Origin of the sequence: Salinicola salarius, from assembly GCF_002179555.1 — a bacterium.
In the GTDB taxonomy this organism is placed as follows: Bacteria; Pseudomonadota; Gammaproteobacteria; order Pseudomonadales; family Halomonadaceae; genus Salinicola; species Salinicola salarius_A.
This window is the reverse complement of sequence record NZ_NHOU01000008.1, coordinates 109,151-126,352: the sequence shown is the minus strand read 5'-3', so window position 1 is coordinate 126,352 and position 17,202 is coordinate 109,151. Positions and strand designations below refer to the sequence as shown.

At 64.8% G+C, this 17,202-nt stretch carries 18 protein-coding genes; 10 read left to right on the top strand and 8 right to left on the bottom strand.

Annotated elements, in window-relative coordinates; all coding sequences use genetic code 11:
- Positions 1-5 precede the first annotated feature (5 nt).
- Together CCD76_RS08765 and CCD76_RS08760 are read left to right on the top strand one after the other, a co-directional pair.
- Positions 6-683 (top strand): DUF1007 family protein, encoded by a 678-nt coding sequence (locus CCD76_RS08765; protein WP_256961226.1) that lies wholly within the window; start codon positions 6-8, stop codon positions 681-683.
- Entirely contained in the window at positions 671-1,687 is a 1,017-nt protein-coding gene (locus tag CCD76_RS08760) for a nickel/cobalt transporter (protein WP_087719135.1), read from the top strand. Before CCD76_RS08765 ends, CCD76_RS08760 begins: the two co-directional genes overlap by 13 nt.
- Positions 1,688-1,773: 86 nt before the next feature.
- Here the strand turns inward: CCD76_RS08760 and CCD76_RS08755 are convergent, their stop codons facing one another.
- Complete coding sequence (locus tag CCD76_RS08755) at positions 1,774-2,199, bottom strand: HIT domain-containing protein (protein WP_087719134.1); 426 nt, start codon at positions 2,197-2,199, stop codon at positions 1,774-1,776.
- Positions 2,200-2,385: 186 nt separating this feature from the next.
- On the opposite strand from CCD76_RS08755, the gene CCD76_RS08750 reads away from it, so the two are divergent.
- The 6 genes from CCD76_RS08750 to CCD76_RS08725 all read left to right on the top strand — a co-directional run bounded on the left by CCD76_RS08750 (position 2,386) and on the right by CCD76_RS08725 (position 8,012).
- Positions 2,386-2,514, top strand: a complete 129-nt coding sequence (locus tag CCD76_RS08750; RefSeq protein WP_083387449.1) for an entericidin A/B family lipoprotein — start codon at positions 2,386-2,388, stop codon at positions 2,512-2,514.
- A 468-nt stretch (positions 2,515-2,982) separates the two neighbouring features.
- Positions 2,983-3,114, top strand: coding sequence for an entericidin A/B family lipoprotein (locus CCD76_RS08745; RefSeq protein WP_071232719.1), 132 nt, complete (start codon positions 2,983-2,985; stop codon positions 3,112-3,114).
- A 193-nt stretch (positions 3,115-3,307) separates the two neighbouring features.
- Positions 3,308-4,099, top strand: a complete 792-nt coding sequence (locus tag CCD76_RS08740; protein WP_087719133.1) for a formate dehydrogenase accessory sulfurtransferase FdhD — start codon at positions 3,308-3,310, stop codon at positions 4,097-4,099.
- A 407-nt stretch (positions 4,100-4,506) separates the two neighbouring features.
- Positions 4,507-6,888 carry an FdhF/YdeP family oxidoreductase gene (locus CCD76_RS08735; RefSeq protein ID WP_087719132.1) on the top strand — a complete coding sequence of 794 codons (2,382 nt, stop codon included), beginning with the start codon at positions 4,507-4,509 and terminating at the stop codon, positions 6,886-6,888.
- The gene (locus CCD76_RS08730) at positions 6,881-7,183 is read left to right on the top strand and encodes a hypothetical protein (RefSeq protein ID WP_087719131.1); all 303 of its coding nucleotides are present in this window, start codon (positions 6,881-6,883) and stop codon (positions 7,181-7,183) included. The genes CCD76_RS08735 and CCD76_RS08730 overlap by 8 nt, the downstream gene beginning before the upstream one ends.
- A gap of 67 nt (positions 7,184-7,250) precedes the next feature.
- Positions 7,251-8,012: an SDR family NAD(P)-dependent oxidoreductase gene (locus tag CCD76_RS08725; RefSeq protein ID WP_087719130.1), complete on the top strand. Its 762-nt coding sequence runs from the start codon at positions 7,251-7,253 to the stop codon at positions 8,010-8,012.
- 67 nt (positions 8,013-8,079) lie between these two features.
- Here the strand turns inward: CCD76_RS08725 and CCD76_RS08720 are convergent, their stop codons facing one another.
- The 4 genes from CCD76_RS08720 to osmF all read right to left on the bottom strand — a co-directional run bounded on the left by CCD76_RS08720 (position 8,080) and on the right by osmF (position 12,210).
- The gene (locus CCD76_RS08720; RefSeq protein WP_087719129.1) at positions 8,080-8,847 is read right to left on the bottom strand and encodes an ABC transporter permease; all 768 of its coding nucleotides are present in this window, start codon (positions 8,845-8,847) and stop codon (positions 8,080-8,082) included.
- On the bottom strand, positions 8,844-9,911 hold the full coding sequence (locus tag CCD76_RS08715) for an ABC transporter ATP-binding protein (protein ID WP_087719128.1): 1,068 nt from the start codon (positions 9,909-9,911) through the stop codon (positions 8,844-8,846). Before CCD76_RS08715 ends, CCD76_RS08720 begins: the two co-directional genes overlap by 4 nt.
- Positions 9,912-10,057: 146 nt before the next feature.
- Entirely contained in the window at positions 10,058-11,260 is a 1,203-nt protein-coding gene (locus CCD76_RS08710; protein WP_087719127.1) for an ABC transporter permease, read from the bottom strand.
- Positions 11,261-11,268: 8 nt separating this feature from the next.
- The gene (gene osmF, locus CCD76_RS08705; RefSeq protein WP_373419412.1) at positions 11,269-12,210 is read right to left on the bottom strand and encodes a glycine betaine ABC transporter substrate-binding protein OsmF; all 942 of its coding nucleotides are present in this window, start codon (positions 12,208-12,210) and stop codon (positions 11,269-11,271) included.
- 251 nt (positions 12,211-12,461) lie between these two features.
- Here osmF and CCD76_RS08700 point away from each other — a divergent pair, with 251 nt between their 5' ends.
- Both CCD76_RS08700 and CCD76_RS08695 read left to right on the top strand, forming a co-directional pair.
- Positions 12,462-12,779 carry an I78 family peptidase inhibitor gene (locus CCD76_RS08700; RefSeq protein ID WP_087719126.1) on the top strand — a complete coding sequence of 106 codons (318 nt, stop codon included), beginning with the start codon at positions 12,462-12,464 and terminating at the stop codon, positions 12,777-12,779.
- Between the two features lie 135 nt (positions 12,780-12,914).
- The gene (locus CCD76_RS08695) at positions 12,915-13,970 is read left to right on the top strand and encodes a hypothetical protein (protein WP_087719125.1); all 1,056 of its coding nucleotides are present in this window, start codon (positions 12,915-12,917) and stop codon (positions 13,968-13,970) included.
- 42 nt (positions 13,971-14,012) lie between these two features.
- On the opposite strand, the gene CCD76_RS08690 is transcribed toward CCD76_RS08695, so the two are convergent.
- From CCD76_RS08690 to CCD76_RS08680, 3 genes are all read right to left on the bottom strand, one after another.
- A complete protein-coding gene (locus tag CCD76_RS08690) occupies positions 14,013-15,092 on the bottom strand; it encodes an ion transporter (RefSeq protein ID WP_256961219.1) in 1,080 nt (359 codons plus the stop codon).
- Positions 15,093-15,176: 84 nt separating this feature from the next.
- Positions 15,177-15,665 carry an acyl-CoA thioesterase gene (locus tag CCD76_RS08685; protein WP_087719124.1) on the bottom strand — a complete coding sequence of 163 codons (489 nt, stop codon included), beginning with the start codon at positions 15,663-15,665 and terminating at the stop codon, positions 15,177-15,179.
- A gap of 162 nt (positions 15,666-15,827) precedes the next feature.
- Complete coding sequence (locus CCD76_RS08680) at positions 15,828-17,141, bottom strand: short-chain fatty acid transporter (RefSeq protein ID WP_087719123.1); 1,314 nt, start codon at positions 17,139-17,141, stop codon at positions 15,828-15,830.
- Between the last annotated feature and the right edge of the window lie 61 nt (positions 17,142-17,202).

Here is a 17,202-nt window from a genome sequence, read left to right as displayed (position 1 = left end):
AGAGAGTGTTGTCTCGTTGTCGCTATGGCTGGCTGGGCCTGGGGATCGCCCTGTGTCTGGGAGAGCCTTCGGCGGCATTGGCCCACCCGCACGGCTGGGTCGACATGAGCATCGAGGGGATCTTCGATGACGAGGGAAACCTGACCGCGCTGCGTCAGCGCTGGCGCATGGACCCGTTCTACAGTCAGGTGGTGATGGAAGGGATGGCGACTGTCGACGACGGCACCAGCATGGCCGAGCGTCTCGATGCGCTGGGCGCCGAGATCCGCAACAACCTCGCCACCCAGCACAACCTGACCACGATCACTCTCGGCGGCGAAGCCTTGGCTCAGGGAGACGTCAGCGACACCAATACCGACTATCGCGACGAACGGTTGATCTACGACTTCGTGCTGCCGCTGGCGACGCCGCAACCGCTGGCCGGCCGTACCCTGCGCTATCGCATCTTCGATCCGACCTACTACATCGAGATGGTCCACGAGGCCAACGAGGATGGCTCCCGGCCGCTGCCCGGTGCCCTGACGCTGGAAAACGCCCCCGAGGGATGCGCCTCGGTCGTCGTCAAGGCAACGCCGGATCCGCAGAAAGTGATGGAAGCGGCGATGCTGGACAAGAGCGAGACCGGCGAGCCGAATCTCGGCCGCTTCTTTGCCGAGACCGGAGAGATCACGTGCCCCGGTTGAATGCGTTGCTGAAAGTGCTGATTCCGCTGGCACTGCTGACCGCCATCGGCGTGGCGGGGTATTCGCTGGGCTGGTGGCAGCAGGCCGCGGTACGCATCGTGTACTGGCAGGGCGAGTTCTACCACGCTCTGGTCGAGGCGGTCACTGCGCTCAAGCGTACGCCGAACGCGGCGACCTGGGGCTTGTTGCTCGGCGTGAGCTTCGGCTACGGCGTCTTTCATGCGGCGGGGCCGGGCCATGGCAAGGTGGTGCTGAGCACTTACCTGGCCTCGCAGGGCGGCGCCTGGCGCCGCGCGCTGGGGCTTTCCGCGCTGGCGGCTTTGCTGCAGGGCGTGATGGCGATCGCCATCATCGGCGTGCTGGTCTTCGGTCTGGGCTGGCTGACCCGACAGGCCATGGGCAGCATCGAGCAGGCCGAGCTGGTCAGCTTCGCCGTCGTCTCGCTGCTGGGGTTCTGGCTCTGCGTGCGTTCGCTGCGTCGTCTATGGCGTTCCCGTCACGCCGGTTCGCTCGCGCAGGAGGGCATTCATGGGCAGCGCCATGCACATGGAGCGCACTGCAGTTGCGGGCACGAGCATCATGTCGACCCGCGCAAGGCGAGCGATTGGCGCGTGGCCCTGCTGACGGTGCTCTCGATCGGGATTCGGCCCTGTAGCGGCGCCGTCCTGCTGCTGGGCGCGGCCGCGCTGCTGGACCAGTTCGGCAAGGGCGTGGTGTCGGTGTTGGCGATGTCGGCGGGAACGGCGCTGACCGTCTCGGTGCTGGCGCTGCTCAGCGTCGTGGCGCGGGATTGGGTCAAGCGTCATCTCAAGCCGGCGGCTGGTGGCGGTCAGTGGCAGGCCTGGATCGGCCTGGCGGGCGGGGCGTTGATACTCGTGCTGGGGCTATCGCTGACGCTGGCGCAGTGGCAGCGTGGGCCGTCCGCCGCGCCGCCCATGCTGGGGGCGCCCACGGCGCAGCAGTCCGAACCTGCCCCGGGGCCATTCGGGTCGGGGCGCGGCTGATTCTGGGTCGTCTCGAGCGGAGACGATTCTCGTTACCTGAAGTTTAAGCGCCGAGCTCGTGGTCGGTTCGTCGGACCGCCAAGTCGTCAGTTGGAGAGACCGGCTTCGCTCGCCAGTCGAACGATTTCGTCGCGGCGCCCTTCGAGCGCGTCGTCGGCGTAGGCCTCGGCTACACCCTGACCCCAGATCGGGCCCGGCCAGGCGGCATCGCCCTGAAAACGTACGATCACGTGCAGGTGGAGCTGCGGCACCAGATTGCCGAGCGTGGCGACGTTCAGCTTGTCGCCGCCGTAGTGGCGCATCATCGCCTGGCCCAGTCGAGTGGCTTCCTGCCACAGACGTGCCTGATCGTCGGGGGACAGATCGTAGATCTCGACGACACTGTCGCGCCGTGGGACCAGGATGACCCAGGGATAGCGCGCATCCCGGCTCAGGCGGACCTGGCACAACCTCAGGTCGATGACGTGGACGCTATCCTGCTGCAGGCGTGTGTCGAGCGTGAAGAGGGGCATGGCGGCTCCGGTTGAAAGGCGACGAAGAACAAGACCGAAAGAGAGGACTCGAGGCGCCACTTTACGTCGCTGCCATGAAGGCGTCGAGTTGCGCGGCGACCGCGGGAACGGTGGTAAGATTTCGGCGTTGCCGCCGTGATAGAAGTAAGCGCTATCGAAAGGCGGCCCTGTGACGAGGATAGGACGATGAAAGCTGGATGGGGATGGCTGGCCATTGGCTGCCTGTTACTGACACTGAGTGCCTGCAATACGATGCATGGGCTGGGCCAGGATATCGAACGCGGCGGCGAGAAGATCCAGAACGCTTCCCGTTAGGGTCTGTTGACGTTTCAGCGCGAACCGCGTTGCTGCGCCAAATGGCGCCAGGCCAGGCGCGGGATGCAGAGAAGGGTGGTTCCCTTTTCCAATCCCGCAACGCCGCATGGCGCCATTTGGCGCGCAACCCGAAGGGCCGGGCCAGTTTTTGCACGGTGCTGCGTTATTCGTCGTTCATTTGGAATGACCAAACTACGCTCCTCACGCCTTGCCCCGCACAAAAACTGGCTCCGGCGCGGCCGTGCATGAAACGTCAACAGACCCTAGGCCCGTTGCCGTCTCGGCGCGCCCCGCGTTGCCGTGCATGAAACGGCGATAGGCCGGCAGTTTGGATGCGAAATCCGACAGTTAGACAAGTCGTGTTGCGCGTTTTTCACGACTTTCTGCTACCTTGATGACAGGCCGATAACAAAACGGCCCGGATGAGCCAAGAATTCATCCGTCTAAAACGTTAAGGAGGACGACACCATGAAACGCCTGATTGCTTTCTCTCTGTTCGCACTGTTCAGCGCCGGTATCCTGGCGGGATGCAACACCGTCGATGGCGCTGGCAAGGACGTCGAAGCCGGTGGCGAAGCCGTACAGGACGCTGCCAGCTGAGTTCGAAAACGCCCGGTCACGAGGATCGGGCGTTTGCCATTCCGCCTTGCCGGAATATCTTACCTGATGAATATCTCGCCTGACCTAGTCCACGTAATTCCCCGCCTCGCGCACCGCCCCGTGACCCCATGATTCCGTGATAAAGTGGAGCCGTGCTTCCTCCCTGACACTCGTCGATGGAACGGAGTCATGCATGACATCGTCTTCCCGCACCCAAACGCCTCTGCCTGATCCCGATTCCTTGGCGATCTTCGATGACGCCAGCGCCTGCTCCCTCGATACGCTTCCCGGGCCGCAGGAGTCGCCCGTCTCCATCGTGTTCAACGACACCGCCTACGCTACCGTGCTGGCGACGCCGGACCAGCTCGAAGCGCTGGCGGTCGGGTTCGCGTTCAGCGAGGGCGTGATCGATCGCTACGCCGATGTCGGCGCTATCGAGATCGAGACCAGCCGCCACGGCTTCCGGGTTCGCTTGCGGGTTGCCGACCGGATCGCCCGGCGCGCCGGCAGCCAGGCGAGGGCGACGCTGTCGACCAGCGGCTGCGGCGCCTGCGGCGTGCAGGAGGAATCGCAGCTGCTCTTTGGCTTGACCCGGCTGCCCGGCACGGCGTTGCCGGAAGTCGATACCCTCGCATCGGGTCTCGAATCCCTGCGCACCGAATCCGCTCCCGGCATGCACCTGGCCCTGGGGCTTTCCGAGGCGGGCACGGTCGCCACGGTCGGCCGCGATATCGGTCGGCATAACGCCCTGGACAAGGTGATCGGCGCCAGCCTGATCGCCGGCACCCTGCTGGCGCTGGTGATGACCTCCAGCCGCTGCAGCCTGGAGCTGGTCCAGAAAAGCGTCAGGGCGAAGATCCCTGCCTTGGCGACGCTCTCCTATCCCTCCCGTCTCGCGGTCGAAGTCGCGCGCAGCTGCAACCTGACGCTGATCAACTGCCATCGTGGCAAACGGCTCGAACTGTTGAGTCGTGGCGACGGCTGAGCCACGGGTTCGGCGGAATCGATGACGGTCGATGAACATCGATGAGCATGCGAACGGTTCTGCTGCGTGCTATGCTGTGCCCCCCTGACACGACGTTGCCCTCATCGTCTTCTCGACACTCGATAGCTTCCGAAGCACGAGTGTCGTCGGCGCTCCGCTGGAGGTCGCCCTATCGCCTGTCGGCCGGCATCGTCGATCCGGTCAGCGTCGAAAGCCAGCATCGTTCGAGACGAGATCAGCAAGCATTGCCGCCAGCCGAAGACGCGCTCGGCCAACTCCGAACACGCCTGCTCCTGACGTTTTCCTGATCGAACTCGTTACCATCGACGACCGGATCCATTTGCGCTCGCGCCCCGAGCCTGCAAGCATTCGTGATCGTCGTCCGATCGTTTCCCGGGAGGAGAAACATGTCCCAGCCCCGCCAAGAATCCAGCCAGAACGCGTCCGGCGCCGATGTCATCCAGCCGGATGCGAAGATCTTCGACTATCACAACCCGGCGGGCGGCTGGGGCGCGCTGAAGTCGGTCGGCAAGCATCTGTTGCACAGCCGCTCACCGGCGCTCAATGCGCGTTCGCTGTTCAAGCTCAACCAGCCGGACGGCTTCGACTGCCCGGGATGCGCCTGGGGCGATCCGGAGCACGGCTCCTCGTTCGAGTTCTGCGAAAACGGCGTCAAGGCGGTGACCTGGGAAGCGACGGCCAAGCGTGTGACTCGCGAGTTCTTCGCCAGACACAGCGTCAGCGAACTGAAGACCTGGGACGACTATCGGCTCGAGGACCAGGGGCGGCTGGTGGAGCCGATGCGCTACAACGCCGAGACCGACCACTACGAGCCGATCGCCTGGGACGACGCGCTCGAGCTGATCGCCGCCGAGCTCAAGGCGCTGCCCACGCCGGACGACGCCATCTTTTACACCTCCGGCAAGGCGGGCAACGAGTCCGCCTACGTGTTCCAGCTGCTGGCGCGCCTTTACGGCACCAACAACCTGCCGGACTGCTCCAACATGTGTCACGAAGCCAGTGGCGTGGCGCTCAATGCGGCGCTGGGCACCGGCAAGGGCAGTGTACGTCTCGAGGACTTCGAGCAGGCCGAGGCGATCTTCGTGTTCGGGCAGAACCCGGGCACCAACCATCCACGCATGCTCGGCGTCCTGCGCGAGGCCGCCGAACGGGGCGCGACCATCGTCACCTTCAACACATTGAAGGAGCGGGGGCTCGAGAAGTTCGCCGATCCGCAGAAGCCGTTCGAGATGCTGCACAACGGCAGCCACCGCATCAGCAGCCACTACTTCCGGCCCAAGCTGGGCGGCGACATGGCCGTGGTGCGCGGCATGGCCAAGGCGCTGTTCGCTCGCGATGCCGCCGGGGAGGACGTGCTCGATCACGACTTCCTGGCAGCCCATACCGCTCATTTCGAGGCCTATCGTGTCCGCGTCGAAGCGACCGACTGGGCCGCGCTGGAGGCCCAGTCCGGCCTGACCCGCGAGGAGATGGAGCAGGCCGCCGAGCTCTACGCGCGCTCCAACGCCACCATCGCCTGCTGGGCGATGGGCATCACCCAGCATGTCCATTCCGTGCCGACGGTACGCGAGATCGTCAATCTGCTGATGCTGCGCGGCAACCTTGGCAAGTCCGGCGCCGGCACCTCGCCGGTTCGCGGGCATTCCAACGTCCAGGGCGACCGCACCATGGGCATCTACGAGCAACCCTCGGATGCATTGCTCGACGCGCTGGAGGCGAAGTACGGCCGACCGATGCCGCGGGAGCACGGGGTCGATTCCGTGGCGGCGGTCGAGGCGATGCGCGACCGACCCGGCAAGGTGTTCATCGGTCTGGCCGGCAACTTCACCCGCGCGATTTCCGACAGTGTCGTCACCGAGAAGGCGATGGCCAACTGCCGGCTGACCGCGTTCATCAGCACCAAGCTCAACCGCAGCCACCTGGTCACCGGCGAGCAGGCGCTGATTCTGCCCTGCATCGGCCGCAGCGAGATCGACCGCAGCATCGATCGCAACGGAGTGGCGGGCAAGCCGCAGCTGATCACGGTGGAAGACTCGATGAGCATGGTTCACGGCTCCGCCGGTATCAACAAACCGGCGGACAAGGCGCTGCGTTCCGAGATCGCTATCCTCACCGGGATCGCGGAGCGCTTGTTTGACGAGAAAAGTCCCGCTCAGGAGAGCGCGGGTAGCGAGGCCGTCGACTGGGCGGCGATGCGTGAGGATTACGATGTCATCCGCGAGCATATCGCCGCGGTCATCCCCGGTTTCGAGGACTTCAACTCCCGCGTTCGCGCGCCGCGCGGGTTCTGGCTCGCCAATCCGGTGGCCCGACTCGAATTCGGCACCGCGACCGGCAAGGCCGAGTTTTCCGATGACGCGTTGCCGACGGTGGTGATGCACCAGCGTCTCGCCTCGCGCGAGGGTTGGCTCACGCTGCAGACGATGCGCTCCCACGATCAGTACAACACCACCGTCTACGGCTACGACGACCGCTATCGCGGCATCGAGGGCGGCCGCCGGGTGATCTTCCTCAACCGGGAAGACATCGCGCGTCTGGGCTTCGAGGCAGGGCAGTGGGTCGACCTGATCGGTGAATCGGACGATGGCGTGACCCGCCGCGTCGATGGCTTCAAGATCGTTGCCTACGACACGCCCCAGGGCTGCGCCGCTGCCTACTATCCGGAGACCAATCCGCTGATCCCGCTCGATCACAAGGGCGATTTCAGCCACACGCCGGCCTCCAAGTCGATCGCCGTCAAGCTCGAGGCGAGCACGCGGCTTGCCTGAGCTCCCTGATCCGGTCGACCTGCAGCGCCAGTGGCAGGCGTTGCAGGTCGAACATCCCCAGCTCGATCCGCTGGCGGCACTGGTCCTGGTAGCCCTGAGAGCGCTCGATGCACAGGGCGACGGTGGAGAGGAGAAGACGGGGACGACCACGGCGCTGCTGTCGCGCCGTCTGGGCATCGAGCACGCCCTGATCCGACGTGCTGCGGCCGAGCTCGAAAGCGGCGGCTGGATTTTGACTCGGCCGGCTGGCGGCGCCAGCCCTGCCTTGCGGTTGATTTTGGCGCCCGTTTGCTGACTCAATGCCGGTATCGACGATTGCCGATCATCGTAGAACACGATCACCGGAGAAGAGGGAGCGTTGCATGCCAGACGATCATCTGCAGGGACGGGTCGCGGTCGTGACCGGCGGCGGCGTGGGTATCGGCTACGCCATTGCACAGGCATTGGCGACCGCCGGGGCACGCGTGGTGGTGACCTATCGCTCTCACGAGCCCGATGCACAAGCGCTGGCAGCGCTGACGTCCAGCAGCGGTGAAAGGGCGTTGGCCCGGTCGCTGGACGTCACCGATGAATCTGCCGTCGAGGCCTTCGCGGCGTGGCTGCGCGAAGAGGTCGGCGGTATCGATATTCTGGTCAACAACGCCGGTGGTCTGATTCAGCGCTCCACCATCGAGGAGATGCCGTTCTCGCTGTGGCGCCAGGTGCAGGCGCTCAACGTGGATTCGGTCTTTCTGGTCACCCACCATCTGCTGCCGCTGTTTCGCGAAGGGGGACGTATCGTCACGGTGTCGTCGCTGGCGGGACGCAACGGCGGTCATCCCGGCGCCACCGCCTACGCCACCGCCAAGGCAGCGCTGTTCGGCTTCACCCGCGGGCTGGCCAAGGAAGTGGCGAATCGGGGGATCACGGTCAATGCGCTGGCGCCGGGTTTCATCGAGGCGACGCCGTTCCATGCGACCTTCACTACCGACGAATCCAAGCGGGCCACCATCGAGACGATCCCCGCCGGACGCGCCGGGCTGCCCGAGGATGTCGCCTCGGCGGCAGTCTGGCTGGCGAGCGACGGCGCCGCGTTCGTCTCCGGCACCATCGTCGACGTCAACGGCGCCCAGTACTTTGGCTAAGGGCTTTGGTTAAGGGCTTTGGTTAAGGGCTTTGGTTAAGGGCTTTGGCTAAGGGCTTTGGATAAGCTCAACCGCCGAACGAGTAACGCCGCTCCAGCCGCTCGAACAGCAGGTCAGTGACGATCGCCAGCAGGCCGACCAGCAGCGCCCCCTGGATTACGTAGGCCAGGTTGTTGCCGACCAGGCCTGCAATCAGCGGCGTGCCGAGGCTCTTGGCGCCGACGGTGGAGCCGATGGTGGCGGTGCCGATGTTGACGATCACCGAAATGCGAATGCCGGCGATGATCACCGGCATCGCCAGGGGCAGCTCCACGCGGCGCAGAATCTGCCAGCGGTTCATGCCGTTGCCGCGGGCGGCCTCGAGCGTGGTCTGCGGTACCGTGCCGAGACCGGCGATGGTGTTCTGGATCACCGGCAGCAGGCCGTAGAGCGAGAGCGCGATGATGGTCGGAGCGAAGCCGAAGCCGGCCAGCGGCACGGCAATGGCGAGGACCGCGGCGGGCGGGAAGGTCTGGCCGATCGCGGCCAGTGACGACACCATCGGCTCGAACTCGCGCCCGACCGGGCGGGTCACGAACAGGCCCGCGGCGACGCCGATCGTCACCGAGATCAGCGACGACATCAGCACCAGCCCGATGTGCGCAAGCATCAGGTTGAGGAAGCTGTCCCGGGCGTAGAGCGGGTTGCCTAGGTCCGGGAACAGCGCCCGGAACAGCGGCTCCAGCTGGCCCATGCCCAGCGTCAGGCCGATCAGCAACACGATCAGTACGCCCAGGACCCCGTTCCCGGCGGAGGCAGCGCGTAGCCGCCGTGCCCCGTGGATCGCGCCGTTCATGAAACCCGGCCCTCCGCTTCCGCCTGAATTCCCATGATGCCTTGCATGCCGATCTCGCCGATCAGCTTGCCTGCGTCGTCGACTACCGGCAGCACCATTACGCGATACCACACCATGCGGGAGAGCGCCTCCTTCAGGCTCATCTCGGGCTTGGCGGTCCACTCGGCCTTGACCGGCGTGACGCCATGGTCGTCGTCCAGCCGCGCGCCTTCGAGTGCAACCGGCCGGCCGGCGTCATCGAGCTGCCAGCAGTGATCGAGACCGGGAAGGGTGGCGTGGTGTTCGAGACTCGGCGCCCGTTGATATTGATGCACCCAGCGCCTCGAGAGCAGCTTGAGGCCGAGATCCGCCTGGCCGATGAATTCGCGCACGAAGTCGTCCGCAGGCTTCACCATCATCTCGATCGGCCGGTCGTACTGTACCAGCCGGCCGCCGTTTAGCAGCGCAATGCGGGTCGCGAGCTGCAGCGCCTCGTCCATGTCGTGGGTGACGAAGACGATGGTCTTGCCGGTCTGCTGGTGGACGCGCTTGAGCTCCGCCTGGAGCACCTCGCGGGTGAGCGGGTCGACCGCGCCGAAGGGCTCGTCCATCAGCAGCATTTCCGGGTCGGCGGCCAGCGCCCGGGCCACGCCGACACGCTGCGCCTGCCCGCCGGAGAGCTGGTGCGGATACTTGTGGCGAAATTCGACGGGATCGAGATGGAACATCGCCATCAGCTCGTCGACCCGATCGTCGATACGCGACTTCGGCCACTTCAGCAGCTGCGGCACGGTGGCGATGTTCTGGGCCACGCTCCAGTGCGGGAAGAGCCCGGTCGACTGAATCGCGTAGCCGATCCGCCGTCTGAGCTGTTCGGCCGGCAGGTCGGTGACGTCGTCGCCATTGAGAATGATGCGGCCGCCGCTCAGGGGCACCAGGCGATTGATCATTTTCAGCGTGGTCGACTTGCCACAACCGGAAGGCCCGATCAGCACGCCGAACTCGCCAGTCTCCAACGTCAGCGAGACGTCATCGACGACGTTCGTGCCGGCGTAGCTCTTGGTCAATCCTTGCAATTCAATCATCAGTCATCAATCTTCCTTCAGGAATCGCTGAATAAATCGGCGAGCAGGATGAAGCGCAAGGCGCACGGAGCGCAGGACCCGGAGCATATGGGTATATGTGAGGACTCCGAGCACCGCGCAACGCAGCGATTCGCCTGCGCAGCCATTTAGGCAGTGTTTTCCTGGCGGGTGCCGGGCGGCCGGCTCAGACCGACCAGAATCTGCAGCACGAAGTCGGCGATCACCGCCAGCACGATGGTCGGGATGGCCCCCAGCAGCACCAGATCGATGGCGTACTGGCCCAGCCCCTGGAAGATGAAGGCGCCGAAGCCGCCGGCGCCGATCAGCGCGGCGACCACCACCAGGCCGATCGCCTGAACGGTGACGATACGCAGCCCCGAGAGGATCACCGGTAATGCCAGCGGAATCTCCACCTGCCACAGTATCTGGCGCGGCGTCATGCCCATGCCGCGAGCCGCTTCCAGCGCACCGCTGGAGACACCGGCAAGGCCGGAGTAGGTGTTGCGCACGATCGGCAGCAGCGAGTAGAGCACCAGCGCGATAATCGCCGGCGCCACGCCGATGCCGCTGACGCCGAGATCGCCCAGCCACGGCACGGCGCGGCCGAGCGCCGAGAGCGGCGCGATAAGCAGCCCGAACACGGCAATCGAGGGAAGTGTCTGGAAGACGTTGAGCACGCTGAACAGGCCGTTGCGCAGGCGGGCACGACGATTCGCCAGCAGCCCCAGCGGCAGGCCGACCAGCAGGGCAGGCAGCAGGGCGCCGCCCACCAGCAGCAGGTGGCGGATGAGCTGATCGACGAAGTTTTCCTCCTGATTGGCGAACTCGCGCATGATCGACAGCGGCGCGAGCAGTTCACCGGAGAAACAGACGCCGATCACGGCCAGAGCCAGCGCGCCGTACAGCGCTCGCCGGGTCAGGCCGAGACGCAGTCGCTGCAGGGCATCGATGGCGATCAGGGCAGAGACGAGAAGCAGGATCCAGAAGGTCGCGCCCTGGGAAACGCGAGCCGCCGGCGAGGCGTCGACCAGCGCGCGATGGGCGTAATCCCCGAGGCCGTAGAAATCGAGCGCCAGCAGCGGCAGCGTGGCGGCCAGCGCGAGCCATTGGGAGGCGCGTGGCCCCATCGGCTTCGCCAGCGCCGCGATCAGCAGGGCTATCCCGATCAGCGCAAGGGCCGCGAGCTGCCAGCTTGCCAGCGCCTGCCAGAGCATCACCGACTGCCCCGAGGCCAGTCGGTTGGGCGAGAGACTGGCGAAGGGCAGCAGCCCGACGCTGGCGACCGCGGCGACGAGCAGCGTCATCAGCACCCGATTGCCGACCCATTGATGGCTTGCGGCTGACGCCATGATCGAGTTCAGTCCAGGAGGCCTTGTTCGGTGAGATAGTCGTGGGCGACCTGATCCGCCGGCAGGCCGTCGACCTGGATCTTGCCGTTCAGCGTCTGCAGCGTTTCACGGTCGAGCGATTCGAACACCGGCTTCAGCAACTCCTCGATCTGCGGGTAGGACTCGAGCACCGACTGGCGCACCACCGGGGCCGGTTCGTAAACCATCTGCACGCCCTGGGGATCGTCCATTACCTTGAGCCCGGCGGCGGCGATGGCGCCATCCGTGCCATAGACCATGGCCGCATTGGTGCCGCTGGTGCCCTCGGCCGCGGCGCGGATGGTCGCGGCAGTGTTGCCGCCGGAGAGCACCAGCAGCTGGTCTTCGCCGAGCGTGAAGTCATAGGCACGCTGGAAGCTCGGCAGCGCCGCGTCGCTCTCGACGAATTCCGCCGACGCGGCCAGCTTGATCTCGCCGCCGTCGCTGACCCACTGACCGAAGTCGGCCATGGAGGAGAGGTCGTTTTCGTCGGCGACATCCTGGCGTACGGCGATCGCCCAGGTGTTGTTGGCGGGTGCCGGGGTCAGCCACGCCAGCTGGTGCGCTTCGCTGTCGGCGGCCTTGATCTTCTCGTAGCCCGCCTGCTCGTCCTTCCACGCCGGGTCGTCGGTGGTATCGGTGAAGAACGCGCCGTTGCCGGTATATTCGGGGTAGAGATCGATATCGCCAGCCACCAGCGCCTGGCGCACGATGTTGGTGGGGCCTAGCTGCAGACGGCTCTCCACCGGCAGGTCGGCGTTTTCCAGCACGTCGACGATCATGTTGCCGAGCAGCGAACCTTCGGTATCGATCTTGGAGGCGACGCGAATCGGCTGCTGGTCGTCCTGCGCCATGGCCTGGCTCATGCCAAGGCTGACGGTCATCGCCGCGGCGGCAACGGAGGTGAGTAGACGGGGGAGCGAATGGGACATGGCGGCGTTCCTTTGCGATCGATGAGCGCAAGGCTCGTTTGTCGAGCTTGCAGACTCGATTATTGTGGGCGTCCGTCCGGGACGGCTGTTGTCGAGGGCCGGATGACGAACCTCGCCTGGGTAGAGGATGAGTCTAGCGGTACTGCGCCCGGCCGACCAGCCGATGCCGAGCCTGGCGCTAGCTGCTAGGATGGATTCATCCGAGGTTCATTCGATCAGGAATGGGTCATCAAGACGATGAGGAGTAGGACATGAAGTTTCCTGGAGCGGCATTGATCGTGAGCGGCTTTCTACTGGCGGGTTGCAGCACCGCGCCCAAGCCCGACGAGGCGCCCCGGCCGCCGGACGTGAAGCCGGTTCCCGAAGATGCCTGCGGCGCCCAGACCGTCGGCAGCCTGGTCGGGGAGACCCTGACGGATGAGCTGCAGGCGCGTATCGCGGATCGTTCGCGTGCCGCCGAGATCCGGATCATGGAGCCTGGCAAGGCTTACACGATGGATCATCGTTCGGAACGGCTCAACATCAAGGTCGACGACCAGCGCATGATCACGGATATCACCTGCGGCTGACTGCAGGCAAGCGCATGCTTCGAGGGCCGGCCGATGACCGGCCCTCGCCGTTTCAGGAATCTGCCAGCCAGTGGCGCTCCGGCAGATCGGGCAGCCTCTCGAAGACGTTGCCGCAGCATTCAGCAAGGAGATCCCATGCTACGTACCGAGCTCATCACCGAAGGCACGCTGACCTGTTTCCCTGCCGGGCTGGCGCATGAAAACGGCTCGCTGGTCAACGTCGAAGTCTCGGCCGTGGTCTTCGACGGCGAGCGTTTGATTCTGGCCAGCGACAAGCCGATTCCCGGCGACGACCGGTCGGCCGTGTTCGCCTTCGATCTGGTCGACGGCCTGCCGGATCCGGGCAGCCTCCAGTACCTGACTGCGGACGCCATCCGGCGCGCGGTCAAGTACGAGGATTTCGCGCTGACCGTCGATGGTCGCTATATCCTGGCGACGACCGGCTTCGATCGTATCGATGACGCAAGTCACTCGCTCAATGCCTACAATCATCTGCTGGTCTGGCCGGTGGGCCAGCCGGATCGCGTCCAGGTCGTGGATCCGGATCCGCGCGACGGCGTCGGAGGTTCGCTGGAGCTGCGGCGCAAGCTCGACGAAGCGATCGGCCTGCCGTACTACAAGATCGAAGGGCTGGCCGCGGTCCCGGCGCGGGGCGAACTGGGCGAGAAGAGCGACGGCCTGCTACTGTTCGGCGTGCGCGAACAGGGCCAGGCCTACGACGATTTCGAGTACGTGGCGCGGGTGGTGGGCGTTCACTATCGCATGACGGCCGACGGCAATCTTGAGTTCGTCGACAAGCTCTGCGAGCGCTATCGCTTCGAGCCTTCGGAGTACGCTGGTGTTCGTCATGTCTGCGGGCTCTCGAGTCTCGAATACGACCCCTACAACGATCGCCTCTACCTGATGGCGAGCTTCGAGGTGGACGACGAGCACGGTGAGCACACGGGCGGCTATCTGTGGTCGATGCCGTTAGGCGACTTCTTCGCCGGCGCCGAGCCCTCGATCGTGGAAGACGAGCACGGCGAGGTTCTGGAATTCGAACACAAGGCGGAAGGGCTGGCGGTGCTCGATACCGAGCGGCTGTTCGTCGCCTACGACAACGACCGCGACATGTCGCTGGGCCGAATCGACGAGCGCGACGAGCGTGAGGCCTGCGAGGCGCCCTACACCGTGCTGCGAGTCATCGGCTGATGTCGCCACGTCGCCATACCGCTGCGTGATCGAGCGGCAGTGTCAGGCGTCGGTTTCGTGCCCGTGGGCGGGATCGTGCCGAGTTCGAGGCGCGCTGAATTCGTTCTTCCAGCGCTGCACCGCGACCTGCTCCTTGAGCAGTTCCAGCATGTCGATCAGCACCTGCTGGGTGACCCGGTCGGTCTTGTCGTCGACGTGAAGCCAGGCATCGACGCCGCTGCCGACCAGATCGGTCATCAGCGAATGAAAATGCGGGGAGCGCAGGCCATCGATCGCTTCGTGGACCACGCGGCTGGCAATATCGCTCATGCTGCGCTCGATGCCTTCCGCCACGGCGTCGCCCATCGGTAGACGCCGCAGCCGTCGCAATTCGTTGTTCTCCTCCACCGTTCTGGCGACCAGGGCGGCGACGTAACGATGCACCTGCTGGTGATTCTCGGCGTAGCCCTTGCTGATCGTGCGTTCCAGGCGGGCGGCGATTTCATCGACTAGCGCCGCCTTGCGCGGCTGGATCACCTCGGTCGAGATTCGCTGGGTCAGATGCTCGCTATCGCGGATCTCGCTCTGTAGATCGCTGAGCAGATTGATGGCGACGCGGTCGGAGATCTCTTCCATCAACACGCCGTAATAGGTGCGATAGAAGCGGTAGAGCTTCCAGCGGGTGAAATCGATCACGCCGAGTCGCTGCAACCGGATCATCAGCGAGACCACGCGCAGTACGCGCAGCAGGCGGAACCCGGCCAGCGGAATACAACCGAGCACGTCGTACCAGTGCACGAAGGGGTAGAAGAACCAGCGCACGTAGCGCCGCTGGGCGATGGCGATGGCCCAGCCCAGCAGCACGTCGAGCATGAAGATGGCGACGAAACAGAGATCGATCTGGAAGAAATTGGCGCGGATGGTGGCGTCGTAGGTGTCGTGCAGGCTCGGTGCGACGGCGGCGAAAGCGGCGTTGAGCGGCGGAATCAGATAGAGACTGTCGAACAGCAGCAGCGCCAGATTGATCGCCACCAGAACCACGATCGCGAAATCCCAGATCAGCAGCAGCCTCTCGCTGAAGCGGCTGATGCGCCGCTTGGGGCGGGGATGGCGGTCTGACTGGCGGGGTTCGGTTTCAAGCATCGAACGTCCTTGTTCGCAATGGCGGAAGTGATGGCCGGGCAGAGTCGTCGCGCTGGATGGTTTCCCGGCTCGGGCAAGAAGGCGTCAATCGTCGAACTGGCTGGCCGGATACGCCTTGAGGTGTTCGGCCATGGCGTTGCGCTCTTCTTCGGCTTCCTGCTTGCGCAACTTCTTGCGTAGCGCAGCCTTCTCGAAGCGTAGTTTCTGCAACGGCGTTCTCAATTCCAGCGGCGGTATCGGCACCGGTTTGCCGTCGCTATCGACGGCGACCATGGTCAGGTAGCAGCTATTGGTGTGGCGAATCACGCGCTCCTGGATCGATTCGGCCAGCACCTTGATGCCGACTTCCATGGAGGAGCGACCGACGTGATTGATCATCGCCAGGAAGGTCACCAGCTCGCCGACATGGATCGGCTGCTTGAACAGAACCTGATCGACGGAGAGCGTCACCACGTAGCTGCCGGCATAGCGGCTGGCGCAGGCGTAAGCGACCTCGTCGAGTTTCTTCAGAATCGCGCCCCCGTGCACCTTGCCACTGAAATTGGCCATGTCGGGGGTCATGAGTACGGTCATCGACAGTTCGTGCTGTCGGGGTAGGTCATCAGGCGTCACGGTGTCCTCGGTCTCATCTGGCGCAGCATTTTATGCGCCAGATGTACCACGTTTGGCCCGAACTGCCCATCAATCGCCCCGATAGTCGGCCGCTGGCCTCGTCAGAAAGATAGCGCTCCCGTCTCAGAACATCGTCAGGCCCAGGCCGATGATCACGCCCGTGACCACCAGCTGAATCAAGCAGAAGCCCATGATGTCCTTGGCGTTGAGCCCGGCGATGGCGAGTACCGGCAGCGCCCAGAACGGCTGCAGCAGATTGGTCCAGGCATCGCCCCAGGCCACGCCCATGGCGACGCGCGAGATATCGGCGCCGAGCGCTTCGGCGGCCGGCAGCATCACCGGCGCCTGCACGGCCCACTGGCCGCCGCCGGAGGGCACGAACAGATTGACCACGCCAGCGCTGATGAACGACCAGAACGGCAGCGTATCGGCAGAAGCGATGGCGACGAACATCTCCGACAGCGACTGCGCCAGGCCGGACTGCATCATGATGCCCATGATCCCGGCGTAGAACGGGAACTGGATGACGATACCGGCACCGCCGCGGATCGCTTCGGTCAGACTCGCCAGCAGGCTGCGCGGGGTGCGGTGAAGCACGATGGCGAGCATCAGAAACAGGAAATTGACACTGTTGAGATTGAGCCCGCCGCCGGCGAAGGCGAAGTAGTGGATCAAATAGAGCAGGCCGGGAATTCCGACCAGCCAGGAGAGCAGCGTGCTGTTCTCGAGCCGGTCCGCGGGGCGGTTGATGGTGGTCGAATCGGGCGGTTCCGGCTCGGCGAGCTGTTCGCGGGTAACGAACACGCTTTCGTTCTCCGGCGGTAGCATCCAGCGGTTGATCAGCGGCATGACGACGAACAGAGCGACGATGATGATCAGGTTGTAGCCCGCGAAGATGGTCTGCGAGGTGGGGATGATGCCGATCTGGGCTTCGCTGAAGTGCCCGGGCGTGGCGATGGTCAGCGGGATCGAACCGGCCAGCCCACCATGCCAGACGACGAAACCGGAGTAAGCGCTCGCAATCAGCAGGCGGTAGTCGACGCGCACCTGACGCGCCAGCGCCTTGGCGAAGAGGGCGCCGATGACCAGCCCGAAGCCCCAGTTGATCCAGCTCGCGGCGAGCGAGACCAGCGTCACCAGAATGATCGCGCGGGCCGGCGTTCCGGCAAGGGCGGCAAGTCTGTCCAGCAGGCGCTTGATCGGTGGCGAGTTGGCCAGCATGAAGCCGGTCACCAGCACCAGCAGCATCTGCATCGAAAACGACAACAGACCCCAGAAACCGTCGCCCCAGTAGCGCATCACCGCCAGAGGCGACTGCTGTTCGAACCCCACTGCCGCCAGCGCGGCGATGATCGTCAGCAGCAGCACGAAAATATAGGGATCGGGCAAATAGCGCTCGACCAGCTTGACCGCCGGGCGTGAGAGGCGCTGCAACATGATGTGAGTTCTCGTCGAGACTGTGTTAGCGCGAGGCTAACCCATCCTTCGAGTCACCATT

Coding starts and splice junctions, on each gene's coding strand:
- CCD76_RS08755 (WP_087719134.1), bottom strand. CDS start 2,199: ATGCCCCTCTTCACGCTCGACACACGCCTGCAGCAGGATAGCGTCCAC.
- CCD76_RS08750 (WP_083387449.1), top strand. CDS start 2,386: ATGAAAGCTGGATGGGGATGGCTGGCCATTGGCTGCCTGTTACTGACA.
- CCD76_RS08745 (WP_071232719.1), top strand. CDS start 2,983: ATGAAACGCCTGATTGCTTTCTCTCTGTTCGCACTGTTCAGCGCCGGT.
- CCD76_RS08740 (WP_087719133.1), top strand. CDS start 3,308: ATGACATCGTCTTCCCGCACCCAAACGCCTCTGCCTGATCCCGATTCC.
- CCD76_RS08735 (WP_087719132.1), top strand. CDS start 4,507: ATGTCCCAGCCCCGCCAAGAATCCAGCCAGAACGCGTCCGGCGCCGAT.
- CCD76_RS08725 (WP_087719130.1), top strand. CDS start 7,251: ATGCCAGACGATCATCTGCAGGGACGGGTCGCGGTCGTGACCGGCGGC.
- CCD76_RS08720 (WP_087719129.1), bottom strand. CDS start 8,847: ATGAACGGCGCGATCCACGGGGCACGGCGGCTACGCGCTGCCTCCGCC.
- CCD76_RS08715 (WP_087719128.1), bottom strand. CDS start 9,911: ATGATTGAATTGCAAGGATTGACCAAGAGCTACGCCGGCACGAACGTC.
- CCD76_RS08710 (WP_087719127.1), bottom strand. CDS start 11,260: ATGGCGTCAGCCGCAAGCCATCAATGGGTCGGCAATCGGGTGCTGATG.
- osmF (WP_373419412.1), bottom strand. CDS start 12,210: ATGTCCCATTCGCTCCCCCGTCTACTCACCTCCGTTGCCGCCGCGGCG.
- CCD76_RS08700 (WP_087719126.1), top strand. CDS start 12,462: ATGAAGTTTCCTGGAGCGGCATTGATCGTGAGCGGCTTTCTACTGGCG.
- CCD76_RS08695 (WP_087719125.1), top strand. CDS start 12,915: ATGCTACGTACCGAGCTCATCACCGAAGGCACGCTGACCTGTTTCCCT.
- CCD76_RS08690 (WP_256961219.1), bottom strand. CDS start 15,092: ATGCTTGAAACCGAACCCCGCCAGTCAGACCGCCATCCCCGCCCCAAG.
- CCD76_RS08685 (WP_087719124.1), bottom strand. CDS start 15,665: ATGACCGTACTCATGACCCCCGACATGGCCAATTTCAGTGGCAAGGTG.
- CCD76_RS08680 (WP_087719123.1), bottom strand. CDS start 17,141: ATGTTGCAGCGCCTCTCACGCCCGGCGGTCAAGCTGGTCGAGCGCTAT.